Source organism: Streptomyces sp. f51 (genome assembly GCF_037940415.1).
Taxonomy (GTDB): Bacteria; Actinomycetota; Actinomycetes; order Streptomycetales; family Streptomycetaceae; genus Streptomyces.
In genome coordinates this window covers 2,497,364-2,519,842 of sequence record NZ_CP149798.1, presented here as the reverse complement: position 1 = coordinate 2,519,842, position 22,479 = coordinate 2,497,364, and the positions used below count along the sequence as shown (strand labels likewise).

At 71.5% G+C, this 22,479-nt stretch carries 22 protein-coding genes and 1 tRNA gene; 11 read left to right on the top strand and 12 right to left on the bottom strand.

Annotated features, from left to right (window positions below):
- Positions 1 to 15: 15 nt before the first annotated feature.
- Entirely contained in the window at positions 16 to 1,224 is a 1,209-nt protein-coding gene (locus tag WJM95_RS11090) for a DUF3344 domain-containing protein (protein ID WP_339129424.1), read from the bottom strand.
- Between the two features lie 316 nt (positions 1,225 to 1,540).
- On the opposite strand from WJM95_RS11090, the gene chpG reads away from it, so the two are divergent.
- From chpG to WJM95_RS11055, 7 genes are all read left to right on the top strand, one after another.
- Positions 1,541 to 1,780, top strand: coding sequence for a chaplin ChpG (chpG, locus tag WJM95_RS11085; protein WP_339129423.1), 240 nt, complete (start codon positions 1,541 to 1,543; stop codon positions 1,778 to 1,780).
- Between the two features lie 349 nt (positions 1,781 to 2,129).
- Positions 2,130 to 2,432, top strand: coding sequence for a hypothetical protein (locus WJM95_RS11080; RefSeq protein WP_339129422.1), 303 nt, complete (start codon positions 2,130 to 2,132; stop codon positions 2,430 to 2,432).
- A gap of 131 nt (positions 2,433 to 2,563) precedes the next feature.
- Positions 2,564 to 2,758 carry a chaplin gene (locus tag WJM95_RS11075; protein ID WP_339135475.1) on the top strand — a complete coding sequence of 65 codons (195 nt, stop codon included), beginning with the start codon at positions 2,564 to 2,566 and terminating at the stop codon, positions 2,756 to 2,758.
- Between the two features lie 163 nt (positions 2,759 to 2,921).
- Complete coding sequence (locus WJM95_RS11070; RefSeq protein WP_339129421.1) at positions 2,922 to 3,419, top strand: DUF5949 family protein; 498 nt, start codon at positions 2,922 to 2,924, stop codon at positions 3,417 to 3,419.
- Between the two features lie 89 nt (positions 3,420 to 3,508).
- Positions 3,509 to 4,051 (top strand): vitamin K epoxide reductase family protein, encoded by a 543-nt coding sequence (locus WJM95_RS11065; RefSeq protein ID WP_339135473.1) that lies wholly within the window; start codon positions 3,509 to 3,511, stop codon positions 4,049 to 4,051.
- Between the two features lie 319 nt (positions 4,052 to 4,370).
- On the top strand, positions 4,371 to 4,778 hold the full coding sequence (locus WJM95_RS11060) for a tyrosinase family oxidase copper chaperone (protein WP_339135471.1): 408 nt from the start codon (positions 4,371 to 4,373) through the stop codon (positions 4,776 to 4,778).
- A complete protein-coding gene (locus WJM95_RS11055) occupies positions 4,762 to 5,628 on the top strand; it encodes a tyrosinase family protein (RefSeq protein WP_339129420.1) in 867 nt (288 codons plus the stop codon). Before WJM95_RS11060 ends, WJM95_RS11055 begins: the two co-directional genes overlap by 17 nt.
- A gap of 123 nt (positions 5,629 to 5,751) precedes the next feature.
- On the opposite strand, the gene WJM95_RS11050 is transcribed toward WJM95_RS11055, so the two are convergent.
- Together WJM95_RS11050 and WJM95_RS11045 are read right to left on the bottom strand one after the other, a co-directional pair.
- Positions 5,752 to 6,060 carry a chaplin gene (locus WJM95_RS11050; RefSeq protein ID WP_339129419.1) on the bottom strand — a complete coding sequence of 103 codons (309 nt, stop codon included), beginning with the start codon at positions 6,058 to 6,060 and terminating at the stop codon, positions 5,752 to 5,754.
- A gap of 172 nt (positions 6,061 to 6,232) precedes the next feature.
- The gene (locus WJM95_RS11045; protein ID WP_339129418.1) at positions 6,233 to 7,192 is read right to left on the bottom strand and encodes a D-2-hydroxyacid dehydrogenase family protein; all 960 of its coding nucleotides are present in this window, start codon (positions 7,190 to 7,192) and stop codon (positions 6,233 to 6,235) included.
- 128 nt (positions 7,193 to 7,320) lie between these two features.
- Here WJM95_RS11045 and WJM95_RS11040 point away from each other — a divergent pair, with 128 nt between their 5' ends.
- Entirely contained in the window at positions 7,321 to 7,908 is a 588-nt protein-coding gene (locus tag WJM95_RS11040; protein WP_339129417.1) for a hypothetical protein, read from the top strand.
- A gap of 31 nt (positions 7,909 to 7,939) precedes the next feature.
- A complete protein-coding gene (locus tag WJM95_RS11035) occupies positions 7,940 to 8,695 on the top strand; it encodes a YcnI family protein (protein WP_339129416.1) in 756 nt (251 codons plus the stop codon).
- A 238-nt stretch (positions 8,696 to 8,933) separates the two neighbouring features.
- Here WJM95_RS11035 and WJM95_RS11030 read toward each other — a convergent pair whose 3' ends face one another.
- From WJM95_RS11030 to WJM95_RS11015, 4 genes are all read right to left on the bottom strand, one after another.
- Entirely contained in the window at positions 8,934 to 10,340 is a 1,407-nt protein-coding gene (locus WJM95_RS11030) for a Cys-Gln thioester bond-forming surface protein (RefSeq protein ID WP_339129415.1), read from the bottom strand.
- A gap of 258 nt (positions 10,341 to 10,598) precedes the next feature.
- Positions 10,599 to 11,066 (bottom strand): single-stranded DNA-binding protein, encoded by a 468-nt coding sequence (locus WJM95_RS11025; protein WP_339129414.1) that lies wholly within the window; start codon positions 11,064 to 11,066, stop codon positions 10,599 to 10,601.
- Between the two features lie 271 nt (positions 11,067 to 11,337).
- Positions 11,338 to 13,680: a GTPase gene (locus tag WJM95_RS11020; RefSeq protein ID WP_339129413.1), complete on the bottom strand. Its 2,343-nt coding sequence runs from the start codon at positions 13,678 to 13,680 to the stop codon at positions 11,338 to 11,340.
- Positions 13,677 to 15,284: a dynamin family protein gene (locus WJM95_RS11015; protein ID WP_339129412.1), complete on the bottom strand. Its 1,608-nt coding sequence runs from the start codon at positions 15,282 to 15,284 to the stop codon at positions 13,677 to 13,679. Before WJM95_RS11015 ends, WJM95_RS11020 begins: the two co-directional genes overlap by 4 nt.
- 310 nt (positions 15,285 to 15,594) lie before the next feature.
- Here WJM95_RS11015 and WJM95_RS11010 point away from each other — a divergent pair.
- Positions 15,595 to 15,670 (top strand) — tRNA-Arg (locus WJM95_RS11010).
- 475 nt (positions 15,671 to 16,145) lie between these two features.
- Here the strand turns inward: WJM95_RS11010 and WJM95_RS11005 are convergent.
- The 5 genes from WJM95_RS11005 to WJM95_RS10985 all read right to left on the bottom strand — a co-directional run bounded on the left by WJM95_RS11005 (position 16,146) and on the right by WJM95_RS10985 (position 21,180).
- The gene (locus WJM95_RS11005) at positions 16,146 to 17,111 is read right to left on the bottom strand and encodes a CU044_5270 family protein (RefSeq protein WP_339129411.1); all 966 of its coding nucleotides are present in this window, start codon (positions 17,109 to 17,111) and stop codon (positions 16,146 to 16,148) included.
- Between the two features lie 2 nt (positions 17,112 to 17,113).
- A complete protein-coding gene (locus tag WJM95_RS11000; RefSeq protein ID WP_339129410.1) occupies positions 17,114 to 17,719 on the bottom strand; it encodes a sigma-70 family RNA polymerase sigma factor in 606 nt (201 codons plus the stop codon).
- Positions 17,720 to 17,980: 261 nt separating this feature from the next.
- The gene (locus WJM95_RS10995) at positions 17,981 to 20,017 is read right to left on the bottom strand and encodes a TerD family protein (protein WP_339129409.1); all 2,037 of its coding nucleotides are present in this window, start codon (positions 20,015 to 20,017) and stop codon (positions 17,981 to 17,983) included.
- A gap of 213 nt (positions 20,018 to 20,230) precedes the next feature.
- Positions 20,231 to 20,515, bottom strand: coding sequence for a DUF1876 domain-containing protein (locus tag WJM95_RS10990; RefSeq protein ID WP_339135469.1), 285 nt, complete (start codon positions 20,513 to 20,515; stop codon positions 20,231 to 20,233).
- Positions 20,516 to 20,904: 389 nt separating this feature from the next.
- Positions 20,905 to 21,180, bottom strand: coding sequence for a hypothetical protein (locus WJM95_RS10985; RefSeq protein ID WP_339129408.1), 276 nt, complete (start codon positions 21,178 to 21,180; stop codon positions 20,905 to 20,907).
- A 334-nt stretch (positions 21,181 to 21,514) separates the two neighbouring features.
- On the opposite strand from WJM95_RS10985, the gene WJM95_RS10980 reads away from it, so the two are divergent.
- Positions 21,515 to 22,366: a prohibitin family protein gene (locus tag WJM95_RS10980; protein ID WP_339129407.1), complete on the top strand. Its 852-nt coding sequence runs from the start codon at positions 21,515 to 21,517 to the stop codon at positions 22,364 to 22,366.
- The last annotated feature ends 113 nt before the right edge of the window (positions 22,367 to 22,479 follow it).

Below are 22,479 nucleotides of genomic sequence, written 5' to 3'. Positions count from 1 at the left end.
GCGCCGGTTCGCGCGTCACTGCTTCGCGTCGACGGCGGCGAACAGTGCTCCGACCCAGGCCGCGTCCCGCTGCGAAACGATCCGGAAGGCCAACTGGTCACCCCCGCCACGGATCTCCGTGCCTAGTTCGAGGACGTCCGAGTCGTAGCCGAGTGTGTTCGCGTACGCCGGTACCCGCCCGGCGGCGCGGGGCCCGGGCTCGCTGATGGTCGAATTCAGCACGTCGTCACGGGGGTTGGCGGAATCGCCCAGAGCCGTCGGCGTGCCGTGGCCCGTCGAGACGGACAGCGAGTCGCCCGTACGTCCTCGGTCGCCGTCGTACGCGACCAGGCCCACCCGGCCCCGCACCCGTCCTGGCAGGCGCAGCCCGCCGAAGGGGATCACCCGCTCCTCGCCGGGGCCGAGCGTCCCGAAGCCGTCCCAGATCGCGAGCTGCCGCAGCGGCTCCGAGCGCTTCTCGTAGGCGGCCATCAGCGTCCAGCCGCCCCACGCCCCGGCGGCGGACCGGCCCTTCGCCACATTGACCTGGGCCACCGTGTAGAGGCCCGAGCCGCTCGCCCGCACCAGCCGGGTGACGTCCGCCGAGGCCTGGAACGCGTCCGCCCCGCGGGCCGTCCGATGTCCGGCCACACGGTCCGCGCGCAGCACCTTGTAGGCACCGCCGGGCTCGGCGATCAGCACCCGTCCGTCGTCCTTCGGCGGCTTCTGCTCGCCGACGCGGAGGTTGCCGCCCCAGTACAGCCGCGCGTAGGTGACCCTGGCGCCCTTCGGCAGACGGACTTCAGCGCGGCTGGAGTTGTAGGTGTTCGGGTCGTGGTCGACGTCGATGTAGAGCATGTCGAAGTCGCCGTTGGCGGCCGGGGCGCCCCGGCGGACCGCGAGGCAGGAGGGAGTCGCCGCGCGGGTGACCCCGGCCGTTCTCGACGAGCCGTGGGGCAGGGCGGACCTCGTGGAACTCCGGCAGCTGATCGAGGAGTTGGCGGCCCGGACGATCCCGCCGTGCTGGAGTGCGCGGTACCGCGGCGTGAAGGGGAGCGCCTCCGCCTGCGGGGCGGGCGCTCCGCCGGCGGGTGTTCCCGCGGACACGACCGCCTCCGCCGGCACGAGCGCCTCCCCCGGCACGGGCGTACCCGCCGACGCGGGGGCACCCGGGGTCCAGAAGGCGGCGAGGGCGCAACAGCCCACGAACGCGCGGCGCAGCAGCAGGGTCGGGGAAGTACGCATGACCGGCGGTGCCCTTTCGGGGAAAAGGTTCTGGACCAGCGGACGGACGGAAAATCCGAGAATCAGACACGTACGCGTCGGCTCCCCGCGAGCCCCCGGCGCCCCTCGGCGCCCGCTTCCGGACGCCCTCGGAGAGCCCGACTCTAGCCCGTGTCCCGCTTTGTCACCTGAAGCTGTGAAGTGTGTCGGAATGGTGGAGTGCGACCGTCCGAGACATCACTCCTTTGGAGGCACAACCCCCGTGTGCGCCGCGCGTTGAACTCGGAGCCGGGCATCCCGCCCGGATGTTGTGTCGATTTCCAAGGAGCACTTCTCCATGTCGCGTATCGCGAAGGGCCTGGCCCTGACCTCCGTTGCCGCCGCCGCCGTCGCCGGCACCGCCGGCATCGCCGCTGCCGACAGCGGCGCGCACGGCGCGGCCGCCCACTCCCCGGGCGTCCTGTCGGGCAACGTCCTTCAGGTTCCCGTTCACATCCCGGTCAACGTGTGCGGCAACACCGTGAACGTCATCGGTCTGCTGAACCCCGCGTTCGGGAACACCTGCGTCAACGGCTGACGCCGTCGCGGACCCTTCCGGCCGGCCGCCCTCCCGAGAACGGAGGGCGGCCGGTCCGCGTTGTCGAACCGGTGGGCGGCCGGTTGCCGTTGACGGATCGGACGGCGGCCGTACCGCATTGACGGATCGGGCGGCTGCCGGTTCGCGTTGACGGTTCTTCGGTGGCCGGTCCGGTCCCGCGTTGTCGGTTCTACGGTGGCCGGTCCGTGCGCCGGGGAGTGAACCGGGTTGTGCGGCCGGGTGATTGCAGGAATGTCCGCACGCGGAGTTTCCGTCGCGTTCGGGGCTCGTTAGGCAGCGCACCGAGCAATTCCCTCCGGCGACGCCGGTCGCCGAAGAAAGGAACACGATGAAGTCCCTCAAGGCCGCCGCCGTGATCGCCGGTTCCCTGGCCGCCGCCGGTGCCGCCGGGCCCGCGTTCGCCGCCGGAGCCTCCGGCCTGACGCCCTCCAGCCTCAACGGCGCCCTGGAGACCGTCACCAGCCAGCACTCGCTCAGCGTGCAGGACGTCCTTCCCCTCCAGCACCAGTCGAACGCGCTCGACAGCGAGAACAAGGGCTCCGTCCTCAACGGCGTGAACGGCGCGACGAAGACGCTGAACACGACCGCCTCCCCGGCCCAGCTCCTCGGCGGGCTTCCCCTTCAGGGTTAGTCCCAACCCTTGCGCGCGTGTCTTTCCGCAATGCCCGCGAGCATTTCCCTAGGCTCTGAGTAAATGCTCCGATGAAAGGAATCACAATGAACACTGCCAAGAAGGCCGCTCTTATTTTCGCCACCGCCGGAATGGCCGCGGGTGCTGCCGCGGGCAGTGCCGCCGCGGACTCCGGCGCCGAGGGTGCCGCGGTCAATTCCCCGGGTGTCCTGTCGGGCAACGTCCTTCAGGTTCCGGTTCACATCCCGGTCAATGTCTGCGGCAACACGGTCGACGTCATCGGTCTGCTGAACCCGACTTTCGGGAACACCTGCATCAACCACTGACACCGTACGGCCGTCGGTGCGAAGGGCCGATTCCGAGGACCCGGAATCGGCCCTTCGCGCTGTTCGAGCCCCGTACCTCATTCGTGTGGTCACGCTCCCGGGTATCGCCCGGTCGGGTGATTTCGGCCGGGAACCCGAACGGCCGCATCGATAGGGTTCCGCAATGACCTCGACCTCAAGCGAAATGCGCCCTTTTCAGGACGCCGATCTCGGCACGCTCGCCGTCATGGCGTTCAGCGGGGAAGCACCCGACGGCGACATGCCCTATCTCCTCGCCTACTCGCTCGGAGACGGTGAGCGGGGTCCCGAGGGATCGGCGGCCGCCATCCGGCAGCTGCTGATCGACAACGGACTGCCCGTGGGTGACACGCTCATCGACGGATCCCGGCATCCGAGCCTGCCGCTCACCCTGCTCGTCGAGGCCGGCCAGGCCGTCGTCAGCATGCCGCACCTCAACGCCCAGTGCCTCGCGCCGCCGGAGTGGCTGGCCGCGGTGGGGGAACGCGGCTACGCCTACTTCCTGTTCGCCACCCGCGCCTGGCCCGTGGCCCAGCCCGGCAAGCCCGTCGCGGCCGAGGACCTGACGGCCTTCGCGGGCGACGAGGAGACGCTGCTCAGCGCGTCCCACGTGCTGCTGCCCGCGCGCAGCCTGCGTCGCTGATGACGGCCGCCGCGGGACCGGAGACGGGCGGAGGCGACCGGGGCGCGCGCGGGCACACCGCCGGCAGCAGCCGTGCCTTCGCCCTGCTGATGGTCGTCACCGGGGCCGCCGGTCTGCTGGCCGCGTGGGTCATCACGATCGACAAGTTCAAGCTGCTGGAGAACCCGAACTTCGTCCCGGGGTGCAGCCTGAACCCGGTGGTCTCCTGCGGCAGCGTCATGAAGAGCGCGCAGGCGTCGGCGTTCGGGTTCCCCAACCCGATGCTGGGCCTGGTCGCCTACAGCGTGGTGATCTGTGTCGGCGTGAGCCTGCTGACCGGTGCGGGATTTCCCCGCTGGTACTGGCTGACCTTCGACGCGGGCACGCTGTTCGGCGTCGGATTCGTCAGCTGGCTCCAGTTCCAGTCGTTCTACCGGATCAACGCGCTGTGCCTGTGGTGCTGCCTGGCCTGGGTCGCCACGATCATCATGTTCTGGTACGTCACGTCCTTCAACGTACGGAACAATTTCCTGCCCGCACCGGAATGGCTGAAGGTTTTCTTCACGGAGTTCACCTGGGTTCTCCCGGCGCTGCACATCGGCATCGTCGGAATGCTGATCCTCACCCGCTGGTGGGATTTCTGGACGAGCTGAATCCGCCTATCGGAAGACTAATGTGTCCGTCGGGGGAATCTTGATCCGATGACGTTCCCGGAATCGTTACGCGATACGGACCCCGAGCCGCGGGGGCGGCGCGGGGGCGTTCGCGTGCCGACGGCCCGCCGTCGCCGTCGACCGATCTTCCCGAGGCCGACCGAAACAGCCTGAACCCGTCGAGGAGAGAAGCATGTTCGCCAGCTGGATGCCGGGCAGAGTACCGAGGCGCGGGCGGGGCCGGGTGCCCGCCGCCCCGGAGCGCGGCCGCAGGACGGAACGGGTGGCGGGTGGACTGGCGCTGACCCGGCGCGGCGCGATGCGGGGACTGCTCGTATCGGCCGTCGGCGTGGCGCTGGCCCCCGTCGTCGCGGCATCACGGCCGCCGCGCCGCTCCCCGGACCGGTCCTTCGACGAGATGTACCGCGGCCGGCACATCCTCGGCACGAGGAGCGGCGCGGACGGCCGGGCCGCGTACGCCGGCGGTGAGTGGCAGGTCACGGTGGACGGCCGCCCCCTGCACCTGATGCGCCGGGCGGACGGCAGCTACCTCAGCATGGTGGACCACTACGAGTCGTACCCGACACCGCTGGCGGCGGCCCGCGCGGCCGTCGACCAACTGGGCCCGTCCGAACACCTCAGAGGGATGGCGGGCATGGCCGGCATGAACGGCGGGCGGGCGAGCGGCACGGAGGGGAGTGGCCACCACCATGGTGTACGCGCGTAAGAACGTCAGCACCCTCACGAGCGCGGAGCGGCGCCGCTTCGTCACCGCGATGCTGGAGGTGAAACGCCGCGGGGAGTACGACGAGTTCGTCCGCCGGCACATCGACTACTACGTCTCCGACGGCGACGGCGGGCTGCGCGCGGCTCATATGGCGCCCTCGTTCCTGCCCTGGCACCGGTGCTTCCTGCTGGACCTGGAGCAGGCGCTGCAACGCGTGGACTCCGGGGTGAGCGTGCCGTACTGGGACTGGACGCGCGACCGCACGGCGACCTCGGCGCCGTGGACCAAGGACCTGCTCGGCGGCAACGGGCGCCGTTCGGACCGGCAGGTCATGACCGGCCCCTTCGCCTACGCCCACGGCAAGTGGACGATCAAGGAGGGGGTGACCGACGGAGCGTTCCTCATGCGGGAGTTCGGCCGCCCGGGCAAGCCGATCCAGCTGCCGACCCGGGCCGCGCTGAACGCGGCCCTGGACGACGCCGTCTACGACACGGCCCCCTACGACTCGACGACCACCCGCGGTTTCCGGAACCGGCTGGAGGGCTGGGGGCACGGGACGGGGAACGCCACCTGGGAGAACCACAACCGCGTCCACCGCTGGGTCGGCGGCCACATGCTCGGCGGCGCCTCCGTCAACGACCCCGCCTTCTGGCTGCACCACGCCTTCGTCGACCTCCAGTGGACCCGCTGGCAGAAGCGGCACCAGGGCGCCCGCTATCTGCCCGAGCGCCCCCCGGGTCCTCGCGACGCCCAGTACCGGCGTATCGTCGCCCGGCGCGAGAAGATGCCCCCGTGGGGCGTGACGCCGGAGTCGATGGAGGACCACAGCCACATCTACCGCTACGCGTAACCGCATCCCGCGGTACGCCCCACACGGCGGGTACGCCCTCCACGCGACGGGTACGCCCCCCACGCGACGGAGACGACGAGGCCCCGGCGGTGACTTCCCGCCGGGGCCTCGCGCTTGCTGCGCTCAGCTGCCGTAGCCGTGCGAGCCGTGGCTGCTGTGCGTGGTGTGGGGGTGGTGCTGCTTGAGGTGGCCGCCGCCGTTCACGCAGGTGTTGCCGAAGGCCGGGTTCAGCAGGCCGACGACGTCGATCGTGTTGCCGCACACGTTGACCGGCACGTTGATCGGCGCCTGGATGACGTTGCCCGACAGGACGCCGGGCGAGCCGACGGCCGCGCCCTGGGCGCCGGCGTCGGCCATGGCCATACCGGCGCCGCTGAGGGCCACGGCGCCCGTGCCCACGACCACTGCGGCGGCCTTCGCGATGCGAGACATCACGTTCTCCTTAAGAGTCGATGAGTGCGATGGCTCGGACGCGACCGCACGCCCCGTTCAACGCGTCCGTCCACACCTGGTCACGGGCGCCCACCAGGGGATCGGTGTTCGAACAGGAGCCGCGGGAGCAGCCGTTCGTCCGGCGCGGCCCGCGTGGCGCACGCGGTCGTGGTCAGCCGAGGCGGCGCAGTGGCGTGCCCGCCAGGAACGCCCGGATGTTCTCGACGGCCGCTCCGTAGTACGTCTCGTAGTTGGACCGCGACACATAACCGAGGTGCGGGGTGGCCAGCAGACGCGGGGCCGAGCGCATCGGATGGCCGGCGGGCAGCGGTTCGACGTCGAACACGTCGACGCCCGCTCCGGCGATCCGCCCCGCGTGCAACGCGGCCAGCAGGGCTTCTTGGTCGACGATCGCCGAACGCGAGGTGTTGACGAGGAAGGCGGTCGGCTTGAGGAGGGCCAGTTCGGCGGCGCCCACGAGCCCCCGGGTGCGCTCGCCGAGCGCGAGGTGGACGGAGACGAAGTCGCTGCCCGACAACAGCTCCTCCTTCGACGGCGCGAGCTCCACCCCCACCTCCTTCGCCCGCTCCTCGGTGAGGTTCTGGCTCCACGCGCCGACCCGCATACCGAACGCGAGCCCCACCTGGGCCACCTTGCCGCCGATCTTGCCGAGCCCCAGCAGCCCCAGCCGGCGGCCGTGCAGGTCGGCGCCGACGGTGCTCTGCCAGGGACCGCCCGCCCGCAGGGCGTCGTTCTCCGTGACGATCCCCCGCGCGAGACCGAGCAGCAGTGCCCAGGTCAGCTCGACCGGGGGAGTCGAGGAACTCGGCGTGCCGCACACGGTCACCCCGTGCGCCTCGGCCGCGGCGTAGTCGATCACGCTGTTGCGCATCCCGGAGGCGATCAGCAGCCTCAGCCGGGGCAGCCGCGCGAGCAGGGACGCGGGGAAGGGCACGCGTTCGCGCAGCGTGACGACGATGTCGAAGTCCGCCAGCGCGGCGGCCAGCGTGTCCTCGTCGCCCAAGTGCCGCTCGAAACAGGTGACTTCCACGGCGTCCGCGACGGGAGACCAGTCGGCGGTTCGCGTCGCGACGCCCTGATAGTCGTCCAGCACGGCACAACGAAGACGCATGGGGGGATCCCTTCCAGACTCATCGGGACCCTACCCGAGCCGCGCCCGCGGGAGCCGGGCGGACCGTGACGCCGACCCCGGGGGGAAGCCGCACGGCCACGGGCGCCCCATGGGAGTATCTGGGCACCATGAATGCGTCGCCGGCGGTACGGAGTCTGCGCGCCGCGGTGTTCGCCGTCCTGTGCGTGCTGCTGGCCGCGGGCGGGCACCTGCTCGCCACCGGACAGGCGCCGCCGCTCTGGGCCGAGGGCGCCGGACTCCTCGCCGTCTTCGCCGCCGGCTGCCCGCTGGGCGGCCGCGAACGGTCCCTGCCCGGCCTGGCCGGCGCCATGCTGGTCGCACAGGCCGGACTCCACCTCGGCTTCGAGGCCGCCGGGCCGCGCATGGCGATGACCATGCCCGGGATGCACATGGCGCAGCCGTCCGCGCACGCCCTGACCCCGCACGCCACGGCCGCGCACGTCGTCGCCGCCCTGCTGGCGACCTGGTGGCTGCGGCGCGGCGAGGCCGCCCTGTGGTCCCTGCTGCGCCGGGCCGTGTCGTTCGTGCCGGGGCTCGCCGCGTGGTGGAGGACGAGGACGGGCGCGCGTCCGGTGCGCCTGTACGGGGACACCGCGGGCCGCACTCCGGCCGAGCCGTGGCCTTCGGGCCGTGCGCTGCTGCGTCACGCCGTCTCGCGCCGGGGACCGCCGGCAGGGCTCGCTCCCACGCCCTGACCCTGTTCCCCCTCAGTACGGAGTTCCCCAGATGTCCTCGACCAGCACCACCCTGCGCCGCACCGGCACCGTCGCCGCCCTCGTCACCGCGGGCGTCCTGGCCGCCGCGGGCGCGGCCTCGGCGCATGTGACGGTCCACCCCGAGAGCTACGCCAAGGGAGCCACGGACGGCCTCCTGAGCTTCCGTGTCCCGAACGAGGAGGACACCGCGAGCACCACCAAGGTGCAGATCTTCCTGCCGACCGATCACCCCCTCCTGGGCGTTCTGGTGACTCCGCAGGCCGGCTGGACCGCGAAGGCGACGACCGTCAAGCTGAAGAAGCCCGTCAAGACCGACGACGGCACGATCACGGACGCCGTCTCCGAGATCACCTGGACCGGCGGCCGGATCCGCCACGGCGAGTTCCAGGACTTCCAGGTCGCCTTCGGCCAGCTCCCTGACGACGTCGACCAGTTGACCTTCAAGACCCTCCAGACCTACTCGGACGGCAAGGTGGTCCGCTGGATCGAGCAGCAGCAGAAGGGCCAGGAGGAGCCGGAGAGCCCCGCACCGGCGCTCGCCCTCACCGCCAAGGGTGCGGCGGAGGAGCCCGCTTCGGCCGGCACCGGCGCCTCCGGCTCCGACTCGTCCTCGTCCGCGTCCTCGGCCGCCGAGAAGTCGACCGCGAGCGGCACGAGCAGTGACTCCACCGCCCGGGCCCTGGGCACCGCGGGTCTGATCGTCGGTGTCCTCGGCCTGCTCGCGGCCGCCTTCGCCGTCGTGCGTGTCCGGAGCACCCGCTCCTAGCTCCCGTCGTGACCGCCGCCCCGGCAACGCGCCGATCGGGGCGGCGGTTCACCGCGTGACCAGGACGCGGGGAGTGGGGCGCGGGGAGTGGGGCGCGGGGTGACCCGTCAGTCGGCCCGGGCCTCAAGTGACCGTTGGTTCCCGGCTGTTGGGCAGCCGGGCCCCTTGGAAGTCGGTTCGCCGGGCCGTTGGGCCCTTGGGTCGCTGGGCCGGGTGGCCCCCGGCCGGTGCCCCGCCGTCAGGCCTGCGGCGGCGTCTGCTTCCTGCCGAGGAGGACCACCACGGCGCCGCCGATCACGACGAGGGCGATGGCCGCGCCCGCGATGATCGGGGTCAGTCCGGAGCCACCGGTCTCGGCGAGGTCGGTGCCCCCGCTGGAGCCGCCCACGGAGGCCGGGCTCGGCTCACTGAGGGTCTGGGCCGAGAGGCCGCTCGTACCGCCCTGGGTCTTGCAGTCCAGCACGCCCTTGAACCGCTTGCCCAGGCCGTCCGCGCCGCCGATCGTGAAGTCGTAGGCCTGGTCCTCCTGGAGCGGGATCGTGAGCGTCTGGGACGCGCCCGCCGCGACGGTGTGCTCGACGCCCAGCAGTTCGAACGTGAACGCCTGGTCGCCCTTGTTCGCGGCCGTGATGTCGACGCCGCTCTTCGCGCAGTCCTTCCGGGCGGACAGGGCGGGTATCGCGCCCTTCGCCGCCCAGTTCGCGGTCGCGTCGGCGGAGACCGTGGACTCGCTGGAACCGGCCAGGATCTGCGTCTGGCTGCGGGTCTCCGAGGTGAAGGCGCGGCCCACCGGCACGGTCGTGGAGGCCTGCACGGTCAGGGCGGTGGAACCGTCCGCGCCGTCCTTCGGCACGTCGAAGAAGAGGCGGCTGCCGTTCGTCGCGGAGGTGACCGGCCTGCCGTCCTTGTCGACGACCTTCACACCCCCCGCGGCGATGCCCGTGGGCGGGGTCACCGTCACACTGCCCGCGTTGGTGTGGACCGTGACCGGGCCGAGCCGCTCACCGGGGTGGCCGGAGACCGCCGCCGGGGTGAGCGTGAGCGAGGCCTCGGGCTCCGCGAGGTTCTGCGCGTTCTTCTGGAGATAGTCCGCGAGCTTCTCCGCCCGCGGGTCGGCGGCGTCCACGTCGGCGCCGTCCGAGTACCGCCAGATCGCGACCTGGGTGCCGGCCGCCGCGTCCTGCTCGGTGAGGCCGGTGACACCGGCCTTGTCCGCCAGCGCCGCCAGGTCGTTCACCTGCGGATAGGAGTTCTCCAGGATCCAGCGGATCCTGCCCGCGTCCTTGTTGCCGCTCAGCGAGGTGCCGCTCCAGGAGGTTTCCTCGTATCTGGCGTCGCGCTGGGTCGGGTTGTGGAGGTCGATGCAGTAGGTCTGGAGCATGCCGCCGTCCTCGACGGTCATCTCGAACAGGCCGGCCGAGACCCAGGAGTCCTCGCCGTTCTCGTGGATGACCGCGGAGCCGTACGTCTTCAGGTCTCCGATGGTGGCGGTCGCTCCGCCCTGGTTCTGCGGGATCTCGTCGGCGGCGGCCGTGCCGGCCGCGGAGAGCGTCCCCGCGGTGGCGAGCCCCCACACCAAGGCCGCGGCGGCGAGACGGGCTGCCCCTCGCCCTCGCGCGGACAAGACAGAGAACGCAGAAGACACAGAATTCCCCTTCACGCAGGACCCTTTGACATGGGGGACGGTCCCGCCAGCAGAATCAGAAGCCCCGAAAGCTGTGTTCGGCATCCTAAAGAAGCGCCGCATCGCTCCCCCCGGTCATGTCGTCCGATAACCGATCCGACTCGGAATCGTTATCGCGATCAGTTCCGTGAGCTGCGCTTATCGACAAATCCATGTGGCCTGTTCACCGTGTACTTGTCGATAAGCCGCAGTTCGGTCAGATCAGGTCCCTCTCTGACATCACGTCACCCCGACCGGTTCCGGCCGCGGTTGGGACGCACCCTCCGGCCGGTCGTCCGGGTCCGATTCCCAACTGGGCTCGGGACGCTGCGCCGCAGCCGGCTCGCCCTCCTTGGACGGGCGGCGGAAGGCCGACGTACCGCGGGACAGGTCGTGACCGATCGCCACCGCGTCGATGTCCGCCGACGTCCAGCTCTGCCCGTCCCGCGTCTCGGTGCGGACCTTCAGCCTGCCCTGCACGATGACGGGATCGCCCACCGACACCGAGGCCCCCACGTTCGTGGCGAGGGAGCGATTGGCCCACACCGTGAAGAAGTTGGTGTGCCCGTCCGTCCACCCGTTCTTCTCGCGGTCCCAGTACCGCGAGGTCACCGCCAGCCGGAACCGTGCCGAGGCGCCGTTCGCCAGATCCCGGTACACGGGCCGTGTCGCCACATTGCCCACCGCGCACACCATCGTCTCGTTCATCGTGAATCCCTCCCGTGCGGTTGCGTCTGCCGCGGCGGTCGCATGCGCTGCGATCGCCGCGGGATCAGACTGCCTCCGCCGGGCCGGACCCGCTCGGCGCTGTGGGACGCCGCAGGGTTGTGGAAAACCGCGTCACCCGACCGGGGACCTGCCGCCGGCGCCCCGCCGCCGGCGCCCTGATGGCGCGTCGGTCGACCGGGGCGTCCGCCGTCGGCGCCCCGACGGTGCGTCACCCGACCGGGGCGGCCCCCGCCTGCGCCCCGATGACGCGTCAGCCGACCGGGGCACCCACCGTCGGCGCCCCGACGACCCGCCCGTACTGCTCCCGTACCTCGCGGTAGCGCAGCAGCTCCGCTGCCACGGGATCCAGCACCCGGGCCCTCCCGCATCCCGCCGCCGCCTCGCGCAACCGTCTCTCCGCCTCAAGGCCGTAGCGTCGCGCCGGCCCGCGGGCGGCCATTCTGCTGGCCCACTCGACGCCGGGTCCGCCGACGATGCCCGACAGCATCAGCAGCACCGGAACCCCGAGATTCGGGGACATGACCCCGATGATCTGGCCCACCAGCCAGAGCCCGCCGACGACCTGGACGATCGTCATGGCGGCCTGCGCCAGCACCGCGACGGGCCACCAGCCCGGCCTCGGCGGACGTCCCGCCGGTGCCGTCGCGCGCGCCGCCATGTCGTCCAGCGCCTCGGGCAGCCCCTGGGCGCCCCGTACGGCCGCCTCGCGCACCGCCTGCGCCCAGGGCGCGGGAAGCCCGTACGCGGCCCGGTCGGCGACCGTCCGTACCGCCTGCTCCACGCGCTGGCGCGCGGTGGCCTCCTCGTCCGCGGGAGCGCGCACGGGCAGACGTCCGGTCGGGGGCTCACGCCGCTCCAGATACCAGCGCCACAGCCGCAGCCACGGCGTCCCGCAGGCGCGGTTGGCGTTGCGGCGCCAGGACCGCTCGGCGGCCTCGCCGGTGGCCACGGCCCCGACCGCGTCCGCGAGCCGGTCCGCGAACTCGTCCCGCGCCTCCTCGCTCAGCCCGACCCGCCGCCCCGTCGCGTAGACGGGCCGCAGCCGGGCCGCGGCGGCGTCGACGTCGGCCGAGACACGCCGTGCGGCGGCCCCGCGTTCCGCCACGAACTGGCCCAGGCACTCGCGCAGTTCGGGGACCCCGGCCCCGGTCAGCGCGGACAGCGACAGGACGGTGGCGCCCGGTTCGCCGTACTCGCCGAGCGCGATGCCGTCCTCGTCGAGCAGCCGCCGCAGATCGTCGAGCACCTGGTCGGCTGCTTCGCCCGGGAGCCGGTCGACCTGGTTGAGCACCACGAAGGTGACCTCCGCGTGCCCCGCCAGGGGCCGCAGATAGCGCTCATGGAGGACGGCGTCCGCGTACTTCTCCGGATCCACCACCCAGATGACCGCGTCGACCAGGCCCAGGACCCGGTCCACCTGCTCGCGGTGCTGGACGGCCGCCGAGTCGTGGTCGGGCAGGTCGACCAGGACCAGGCCGCGCAGCTGCGCCTCCGCCTCGGCGCTCTGCAACGGCCGCCTGCGCAGCCTCCCGGGAATGCCGAGCCGGTCGATGAGGGTGGCCGCGCCGTCGCTCCAGGTGCAGGCGATGGGTGCCGAGGTGGTCGGCCTGCGGACGCCGGTCTCCGAGATCGCCACGCCCGCGAGCGCGTTGAAGAGCTGCGACTTGCCGCTGCCGGTGGCTCCGGCGATGGCGACGACGGTGTGCTCCCCGGAGAGGCGGCGGCGCGCCGCCGCCTCCTCCAGGACCCGGCCGGCCTCGGCGAGCGTCCCGCTGTCCAGACGCGCGCGGGAGAGGCCCACGAGCTCGCGCAGCGCGTCCAGGCGCGCGTGCAGGGGGGCGTCGTACGCGAGCGGGGCCGGAACCGCGGGGGCGGCGGCCTTGGTCTCCGCCAACGGCGTCTGGTACCGGGCGGGGGCCGCCTCGCTCACGCGGCGCGCGATGAGGCCGTCGTCCCAGACGGGGCCGTCCTCCGCGCGCGCCGGATCGCCGCCCTCATCGCGCGCGTGGGGCTCGGCTCCGGACGCGTTGCTCGGGGTGGTCCGTCCGGCCGTCGCGTCGTTCCGCGGGGCGCCGTGTCCGGTCGTACCGTCGCTCCGTGAGGCGCTCTGTCCGGTCGTACCGTCGCTCCGTGAGGCGCTCTGTGCGGACGTACCGTCGCTCCGCGCGGCCGTGCCGCTCCCGCTCCGCTCGACGCCCCCACCGGCCCGTCCAGGGGCTCCGACGGCGTCCTCCGGGGCCCGGGTGCCGGAACGGGCCGTGCCGCCGGCCGGGGGGTCCTCCTGGCGGTCGCCCCGAGCGCTCCTGGAGGCCCCGGCCGCCGCGTCACGGCCGGCGCGGTCGGCATGCTCGGCGCGGTCGGCGGCGCGGTCGGTGTGGTCGTGCGTCGTGGCGTCCGCCCTGGGAGGGGGGTTTTCGCGGACGCCGCCTTCGGGGCGGTCCCCGGAGCGGTCTTCGGCGCGCCCTTCCGAACGGTCCTCCACGGGACCGCCGTTCTCCGGACGGTCGTCTCCGGGAGGGTTGTCGCCCTGGCGTCCGTCTCCGGGACGGTCGGCCTGATCTGTGTGGTCAGTGACGGCGGTCACCGCGGTCACCTCTCCTTCTGAAGTACGGACAGCGCGGCGATGAGTTCGGCCTGGGGTTCCGGATGGACCTCGAGCGCTTCGAGGGGCGCCAGACGCCGTTCGCGTTCGGCGTGCAGTGCCTTGTCGACGAGCTCCGTGAGCAGCCGGCCGCCCTTGTCGCGCAGCCGCAGCGCGCCGTGGGCCCCGATCCGCTCGGCCAGCCCCTCGCCCGCGCTGCGCGCCCTGCGGCCGCCCAGGAGCGCGGTGGCGACCAGCGCGGCCACCACCGCGGAGTCCGGCGCCACGCTCTTGTCGAGGTCGCGCACCTCGTCCTCGGCGTACTCCTCAAGGACGCGCCGCCAGCGTCGTACGGCCAGACCGATCCGGTGCTCCGCGCTCTCCAGCGCCGGATCACGGTCCGTCAGCTCCGGAGCGCCCGAGGCCGGTTCCCGGCGCCAGGCGTTGTCCACGCGTTCGTCGGCGGCCGTGACGGAGCACAGCAGCAGGGCCGAAAGGCTTTCCACGAGCGCGTCCAGCAATTCCTCGGCGGTGCAGTCGAGGGGATAGGCGCGCCAGCGCTTGAGAGCGTCCCCGGCGAGCACGGCACCGGCCTGAAGACGCCCCTTCGCGCGCGCGTGCTCGCTGTCGTAGGCGCCGTCCACGGCCGAGGTGAGCCGGGTCGCGGCGGCGTACTGCGCGGCGGTGGCACTGGCCAGTTCCGGCATCCGGGCCTTCAGGGAGTCGAGGACGCCATGGGCCGTACGGGCCACGGCGCCGTGCCTGGCTCCCGGGTCCTGGGCCTGGTGCGTGAGCCACGTACGCAGGGGGGCGACGGCCGTGGCGGGCAGCAGACCGCCGCCCCAGGCGGACTCGGGAAGTTCGGGCACCGTGAAGCGGGGCGCCTCACCGAGTCCCGCCTTGGACAGCAGCGCTCCGTACTGCCGCGAGACCTCGGACAGCACCTGGTGCGGCACCCGGTCCAGGACGGTCACCAGGGTCGCCTTCTGCTCCTTGGCCGTACGCAGCAGATGCCACGGCACGGCGTCGGCGTACCGCGCGGCCGTCGTGACCATCACCCAGATGTCGGCCGCGCAGATCAGTTCGGCGGCCAGCACCCGGTTGTCGGCCACCAGGGAGTCGACGTCGGGCGCGTCGAGGAGGGCGAGGCCGCGGGGGAGCGTGTCGGCGGTCTCGATGCGCAGCACCCGCTCTCCGCGTTCGGTGGGGGCGGGGAGATCGTCGCCGGGCTCCTGATGGGGCATCCACACGCGTGTGAGCTGGGGCAGCACGCGCATGCCGCTGAACCAGTGATGGTCCTCCGGATGGCACACCAGTACCGGTGTCCGGGTCGTCGGGCGCAGGACGCCCGCTTCGCTGACCCGGCGCCCCACGAGAGAGTTGACGAGGGTCGACTTGCCGGCGCCGGTGGACCCTCCGATGACGGCGAGAAGCGGTGCTTCGGGTTCCTTCAACCGGGGCACCAAATAGTCGTCGAGCTGTGCGAGCAGTTCGTCGCGGTTGGCACGCGCGCGTGGAGCCCCTGCCAGGGGCAGCGGAAAGCGTGCGGCGGCGACACGGTCGCGCAGGGCGGAAAGTGCGTCGAGCAGCTGAGGCCGTACGTCCAAGGTCACCACATGCGAAGAATGCCCAACTTTGGAGTCTTTCTGAAGCATATGGGTATGTCTGCGCGCCGACAGGACACACGGGGCGGAAGGGATGACTGGGACGCAGGCATAACGAGTGCACAACACCCGATGCGCCAGACGCCAAAAGCGGTGCACGATTCGTACCCGCCTGCGATTATCAGGACCGCTTCACTGAACCTCCACATCGAGCCACGGAGGCGCAGTATGAGGGGCAGGGATGCGGGAGCCCTATCCTTGTCCCCGGCAAGGTCACGGATCCGCCCACACCCGGGCACCTGGACACAGGCCGACACAACCGGCCCCCGTAGCTCAGTGGATAGAGCAGGCGCCTTCTAAGCGCTTGGCCGCAGGTTCGAGTCCTGCCGGGGGCGCCAGTCTCCGCCCTCCCGTTCGGGAGGGCTTTTTGCTGGTCAGGTCATGTTTCACTCGATACGGCGAGACCCGGAACACCTTCCCGATGATCAAGGGAGGGGTCCGGGGTCGTACGGCTGTCACCGGGTTTTCGCGGGTGGCCCTGTCGCGTACGTGTCGAAGTTTTCCGCGAGGAGCCTCAGCCCATGCCGGGTGGCTCGGGAAGATCTCCCGCGGCTTCGAGGCGCCTTTTCAAGTCAGTGGGCTGTCCCTCGACGCATCGCACGTAGGCCGCCAGGAGCCCCGGGACGCTGTTGCCGGCCCAGTCCGCCACCTGGGCGGGTGGAATCCCGTCGTTGAGCCACTTGGCCGGGCGCGCGTGCCGGTCGTCGTGGGCCGGCGTGGCGCGCGAGGTCGGCTGTCCTCACCGCTCACACCGTCGGGGCGGGAGAGGGGCGGCCCGCCCCCGTGGTGCGGGCCGCCCGTAATCGTGGTGGGTCAGCCGCGGTCACCCGCCCGGTTCACCACAGCCGTCGCGATGAGCGAATCGCCGCCGAGGACCTTGCCGTCTCCTGCGACGATCCGCATGCCGACGACCTGGTAGGTCTGCGGGTCGATCAGCAACTGATCAGCCATCGATTTACCGGACCTGGGGTTCTTCCCGCGGCTGTAATCCACAGCGATCACCCGGCGTCCGGCGGCGGTCTTGACCAGGTGGTCGGTGACCTTTCCGCCCGGTACGAGCGCGAGGGCGCGATAGAGCGAGGCCAGGCCCTTGGCCGGCATCACATCGGCCGACAGCAGGACCCTGATCTCGAAGTAGTCGTTGCGTGCCTGTGACAGTTCCTTCGAGTCGGCGATGGCGTTCCGCTCGCGGAGCGCCTTCAGCGTCCCCGTGCCGTCGGCAGGCAAAGCAACGAGGACCCGGTACATCTCGCGCGCCGAGCGGTCGTCGCCCTCGGCCCCGTTCTCCAGGTGCATCTTGCTGATGTCGAGCGGCTCGTTCCCCATCCGGGAGGCCATGGCGGAGCCGTCGAACCGGATCCAGCTCTCCTGATCGCCCATAAAACGGCGGGACTTCTCCAACGGTTCCTGCGCCGACTTGATGTAGATCCACTGCTTCGCCGTCGGAGCGGCGCGCTCCGGCTGAGCCTGGACCGCGTCAGCGGCCTGCCGCAGGAACTCGGCCGCGCTCACCCCCTTGTAGCGCACACTCGGCGTGGCCGCGGGGTGCACCGTGCGTCCTGCGCCCTTCCCACCCACCAGCAGGGTGGCGGCGACGGCGACGGCGGTCACCGCGGCCACGACCGCGACGACCGCGAACTCCCGCCGTCGCCACAACGCGTGCCGCGTCTCCCTGGCCCGCACGGCCTCGGTGAGCCGCGCCCGTCCCGGTGCGAGCCGGGCCCGGTCGGGTACCGGCACATGGGCGCGCAACTCGCGCACTTCGGTCATCTCGTCCATGGCTACGCCACCTCCGCCACGTCGATCACGAACGCGGGATCGGCACCCAGCGCTGTACGTACCTTGCGTCGCGCCCGGTTGAGCCGCGAACGAACCGTGCCGACCGGAATGTCCAACGCCTCCGCGACCTCCTGGTAGGTGAGTTCGGCCCAGGCGACGAGCAGGAGGACGTGCCGGTCCGGCGCCGACAGTCCTGCGAGGGCGCCGGCCAGCGGGCCTTGCGCCGCGATCCGGCTGTCGGTGTCCTCGAGCCAGGACTCGCCCCCGGACACGGTGAGCGGGTCGTGGCCGGTACGGGCGAGCGCCCGGAGCGCCCGCACCTCGGCGCGGCGCTGCTTGCCGATGAGGTTTCCGGCGATGCCGTACAACCAGGGGCGCGCGTTGGCGCGCGTGCGGTCGTAGCGGGAGCGGATCCGGAAGGCGACCAGGAAGGTGTCGGCGGTGATGTCGTCGGCGACGGCGTCGCCCAGGCGACGGGCCACGTAGCGGTGGATGTCGGGGGCGTAGCGGTCGTAGAGCAGGGCGAACAGCTCCGACTGCTCCAACGACTGCGCGACTATCTCCGCGTCGTCCTCCGCCCGTGCCGTGGACGGTGGCGGTCCGCTCACAATGTTTCCCCTGACTCGTCGGTGAGTGCGTGTCACCTGCTGTTCCCCGATGGGTTTCGAAGAGTTCACGGTTTCGCGAAAGTCGTCGCATCACCGGTGAACACGCGGGTGATCAGGGAATCACCGCGTCAGCGCCTCCCGCACGTCCGGGGTGGGCAGGTCGGTGGGCGGGGTTCGAGGGCGGCCGTGAGCAATACGCCTTGAATGTGTACCAAGGTTCTCGGCGGGTGCGGCGGCCGGTGCCGGGGCGATCCTCGGGTCTCAGCTCGGGGCCGGCGACTCCCGGGCCGGGGTTCGGCGCGGAGGCGTGGCGTCCAGGTGGACCACCACGCCGGTGCAGAAGCGGTGCACCGCTTCGTCGACGCTGCGGATGAAGCCCGACTCCGCGTTGCCGCGGGTGCTTCCCATCCCCTTGAAGAGGGACAGGCGGAAGCCGGTGATCTGGGCGCCGGGGGCCTTGGGCAGCATGTCGGCCGGCTCCGGACGGAGGCGCTCGAGGGTGCCGCGCGGGCCCACCGCCCCGCCCTCGACGAGGGTCTCGACGTGGAGATCCGCGGGAGCCTCCGCCAGGCGCCGGATCAGTCGTTTGGCCGACGGCAGGGGGTAGCCCCGCTCGGGTGCCGGGATCTCGATCGAGGTACGGAGCTTGCCTGTTCGCAGATCCGCACTGATCGCCAGGACACCGGGCGTGCCTTCGATGCGCAGTTCCGACCGAAGCCTCCCGTCGAGACAGAGCTGGTCCGCGAGGCGGTCGCGGAGGGTCTTCGGGTCGGCTCCGCGCCTGGTCCGCTGGACGGGCAGCACCTTCTGCCCCAGTTCGCCGCCCAGCCGCAGGCAGACCTGGCGGATGAGCCGCTCCCAGCTCTCCACGACCTCCAGCGCGCGTGGATCTCCCTGGCACAAGGTCTCGTGGTCGATTCCGTTGCGTACCGGCACCCAGGCGGGTCCCATGTTCTGGAAGCCGTGGCAGCCGGAGTTCTCGTGGCGCACGTAGTGCAGCAGTTCCTGGAGCAGCCAGGCGTGCGCCGCGTTGCCGACGCCCTCGTGGCGGATCAACAGCTGCGCCTGATGGGCGACTTCAGCCCACGACAGATGCCACAGGGTCACCTTGTGCTTGCGCCTTCTGTCGATCTTGACCTCGACGAGCGGGCTGCCCTCCAGCGCCACGTCGTTCGACAGCGTGATCACGGCTTCGTAGCCACGGCGCGCGGCGATGTCCATGTACGCCTGCACCTGCTCGGCCCTGAGCGCGGCACCGTTGGTCTTCGTCTCGACGAGCGCCGTCCACAGCTTGCCGGCCCGCTCGACGCGGATCACTCCGTCGGGGCGGCGCGGGGTGTCACCGTGCGGCAGGGTGACCTCGGTGAAGGTCTCCATTCGACCGGCCGGTGCTCCGAACGCGGCGGTGAGCCTCCTGCCGAACTCGGGCACCTGGGCCATCACGGACAGCAGCACCGAGGTGGCGCGCGTTTCCCGCTCCCGGTCGCTCTTGAGCGCGGACGCCGGGAAGAGCCGGGCGTCCCTCCACGACTCGTTCTCCGCCAGCGTCTTCCCGGCGGTCTTGGGCAGGGTGACCTTCTTCTTGGCCGTACGAGGCCGCCCGGCCGCCTTCTTGTCCGGCCGGGCTTCGTCCCCGGCCCGGCGAGGGGACGGGACGGCCGCCGCCGACGGCCCGGGTTCCGCTGCCGCCGACGCCGTCGTGTCGGCGCGATCGTCACCGGATGCCCCCGCCGGCGCCTCCTCGGCCGCCGGGTCGTCGTCGATGTCGACCCCGAAGTCCGTGGCCAGACCGGCGAGACCGGCGTCGTAACCCTGGCCGACGGCGCGGAACTTCCACTCCTCCGCGCGCCGGTACAGCTCGCCGAAGATGATCGCGCTCACCGAATCGGCGTCGTCGATGGCGAAGCGCAGGAGTTCCTCGCCGCCGCCGTCCGCCAACGTCAGCCGCACGCACTCCAGTTCTCCGAAGCGGGCGCCCTCGTAACGGCTGGCCGCCAGGACGATGCGCTCGACGTCGGAGGACACCGCGGTCAGGTCGAAGCTGATCCGGTCCTCGTTGCCGTCCGCCGTCGGTGTCTTGCCCAGAAGCTGCACGCTTCCGTCCGCGGCGACCGGGTTGTTGTAGAAGCAGAAGTCGGCGTCGCTGCGTACCTTGCCGTTCGCGTCCAGCAGGAGGACGGACACATCGGCGTCCCCCTCGCCGGTCGGGCTTCCCCAGCCCAGACTGACGATCACCGAATCGATGGTCTCGCTCAATGCCGCGAGGGAGACGTTCGACCCTTTGACCATGTCACGCATGAAGCCCCCCAGAACGATGCGACTCGTGTGTGCCGACACCTCCGCCCTGCTGCCTCGGGCCCTGCGACGTGCGGTGATCGACGCGCGGGTGACTGTAGTGGCGACCAAGTGAATCTGTGGGAGTCGCGCGGAATCCGTGTGGGACGCGCGCAGGCTCGCATAAGGTGCCCACCCGGCTCGGCCCGGCAACGCCGGATCCCCCGCCCGCCGTTGTCACCTCAGCGCGTGTGACGTCCTGCCCGATTCCGCGTCGATCTCGTCGTGGGCCTTCGTCAGCAGTTGCATGGCGAGTTCGTTCAACGCCCTCGCGCCCGCGACCTCCTCGCCGACCCGCGGCTGGTTCGAGTCGGAGGGGTGGCGGCTGGCGTAGCCGTGGGCTCGTACCTCGCTGCCGTCGGGAAGGCGCAGCAGGGCGGCCGCGCGGGTGCGGTGGTCGTCCTCCTGGAACTCCATCTCGACGTGCCAGCCGACCGTGGTCCGTGTCTGCATCGCTGTCATCTGTGTCATCGCGATCACCTCCGAAGCCGCTGCCCCCGGTGAACCCCCGCGGAGACTGATTCAGCCCCTAAGAAGAAGTGTCCTCCTCGGGCAGGCGGGACACGAGGCGAGGCCGCGGGAGGTCACACCGCGTGGCGGGGCCGTGCCGACGGGTGGTGTCGAAGGGGGCAGGGCAGATGGTCCGGAGCGCCGGTGACGATGCCGGGGGCCTGGCAGGGATCAGAGGCGCGGGGTGCCGGACGGCGGCGCGGAGCGAAGGGCCGGCGAGGGAGGCTTCCCTCCCTCGCCGTCGCCGGCCCTTCGGTGTCCTGCGTGTGACGCCGACGCCGCCCATCCCATGGACCGCGTCCGGCGGACTCGCCGGGTCGTCCTTCGGGCGCCCGCGCTCATCACATGCGCCGGACGCTCCCATGCGCCAGGAATTCGGCGACTGCTCCGGTCGGCAGGGCGAGGCTCAGGCCCAGGACACCCGCGTTGATGACCGGGAGACCTTGAGACCAGGCCCAGGCGCAGCCGGCCGCGAAGGCCACGGCCACGGCGATCCGCCCGGTCGTTCCGCTGACCGTGAGCAGGGGAGCCTGCCCGGCCGCACGCCGACGGTATTTGAGTACGACGATCACCGCGGCGACCAATACCAGGATGGTCGGTCCTGCAAAGCTGTCCATGAACTACGCGTGGCCTCTCCGTTCGCCCGCGATGTACTCCCCGTGATGTACGGCGGGCCCACTTGCAGTATCCGCCCTTGTGCTCGTGCGGAAGAAAAGCCGGTTGGCCGTCGGACGATGCGTCATATGCCTTGCGTACAGCGCGCGTTGGCGCCCCGTTACCCCGCTCGTCAAGGTCGGGTGATCTCCCCGGTTCCCGCTCGGTTCGGGCGCGTACGGGTCGGTCCCGGGGTCGCTACGATGCGCCGGGGTCGCGCCCCTGGAGGCGCGGAATCGTTTCCGGAGGGGGATCTCTGTGTTCGTGCTGTGCGTCGCGCTGCTCATAGTGGCGGTAGTGCTGTTTCTCGTCGGCCGGGGCCGCGATGATGCGGGCCGCTGGAGACTCTGGGCGGCGCTCGGTGCCGTCGCGGGTCTGCTCGCGGGCGCCTTCGCCTGTGTCCATGTCGTGAGCGCCTCCGAGGTCGGCGTGCCGGTGACCTTCGGCAGGATCGGTACGCCGATGGTCTCGGGCATCCACTTCAAGTCGCCGTTCACCGACGTCACGTCCTTCTCCACCCGCCCGGTGGATCTCGACCTCATCGACAAGGACGTGGTGGAGGTCCGCTCCTCGCAGGGCGGGGTGCTCTACGCGGACGTCACCGTCAAGTGGGCCGTGGTGCCGGCCAAGGCGGTCGAGCTGTACCGGCTGGCGGGCAGCGAGGAGGCCGTCGAGGGGCGGCTGGTGCTGCCGGACAGCCGCGAGATCATCCGCGACGTCTTCGCGAAGCACACCAGCGAGGAGGGCTACGCGTCCGCCCGCGAACAGATCAGCTCGGAGATCGCCGACCGCGTCAAGGAACGACTGGCGCCTCGCGGGATCGACGTCACCTCCGTCAACCTGCGCAATGTGAAGCCCTCGGCGAAGTTGCAGGACCAGATCGACAAGAAGATCCAGCAGGAGCAGGCCACCGAGCGGGCGACCGAGGCGTCGCGCACGGCCAAGGCGGAGGCGGAGCGCAAGCGGATCGAGGCGGAGGGCATCGCCCGCGCCAACAAGATCATCGAGGCGTCACTGAGCGACCGGGTGCTGTACAACCAGTGCATCGAGGCGTACAAGGAGGCCGCGAAGGCCAACCCGGTGTACGCGGTGCCGTGCGGCACGGACTCCAACGGCACGCCGGTCATCGTGGACGGCCGGAAGAAGTGATGCGGCTTTCCGGCCGGATGACGTGATGCCGCTGTCCGGCCGGTGACGAGGTCCGTCGGCCTCGTCCGCCGAGTGGGAGGCGAGCGTCCCCCGAGCGGAGGGGCGGGTGCCCC